Origin of the sequence: Actinoplanes sp. GCM10030250, from assembly GCF_042666575.1 — a bacterium.
Taxonomy (GTDB): domain Bacteria; phylum Actinomycetota; class Actinomycetes; order Mycobacteriales; family Micromonosporaceae; genus Actinoplanes.
On sequence record NZ_JBHTDO010000133.1, the window covers coordinates 1 to 537 of the forward strand.

2 protein-coding genes are annotated in these 537 nt (G+C 69.3%); both read right to left on the minus strand.

The features are described 5' to 3' along the window. Nucleotides 1-210 (minus strand): hypothetical protein (locus ACFQV6_RS44395; protein ID WP_378033765.1); only part of this gene is annotated, 210 nt, incomplete at its 3' end. Between the two features lie 75 nt (nt 211-285). Continuing rightward, nucleotides 286-495, minus strand: coding sequence for a hypothetical protein (locus tag ACFQV6_RS44400; RefSeq protein ID WP_378033766.1), 210 nt, complete (start codon nt 493-495; stop codon nt 286-288). Nucleotides 496-537: the final 42 nt, after the last annotated feature.

The window sequence follows — 537 nt, forward strand, 5'->3', positions numbered from 1 at the left end:
CGCGTGCTCGTCGAGGGGGCCGCGGTAACCGGCGGCGCGCCAGGCAGACAACCGCTGGTAGCTGGCGCGGCCCTCCGGGGTGTCGCACCCCAAGAGAACTGCCATTTCCCGGGTCATCTCGGCGAGATCCGGCGCGGGCGGGACGGGCGCGGCCCGCCATGCCCGCATCGTCTCGCGCAGGTCGGCAAGCTCGAGGCTCTCTGTACTCATAACTTCACTTCTCCTTGAAATCTCGTGTGCGGTAGTCAATTTCGTCCGTTGTTGCGCAAGCGGTTTGATCAAAGGTCACCAGTCGCGCAGTCCCGCGAACTTGTTTCGCGCGCCGATGGCCTGCTTGAGGACCCGGTCACGCAAGGCGGCCCCGGTGAGCCTGTTCACGCGCGTCAGCCCCAGCTCGGTAGCCACCGCCAGCAACCGTGCCGCGTCCAGGTCGAGCCCGGCCAGGTACGCGGCCCCCTCGTCGACGGTGGGCAGGGTCCGCAGGTGCGCGCCCACCGTCTACGCCTCCGCGTCCGTGTCCGGCGTGGCGGCCGGATC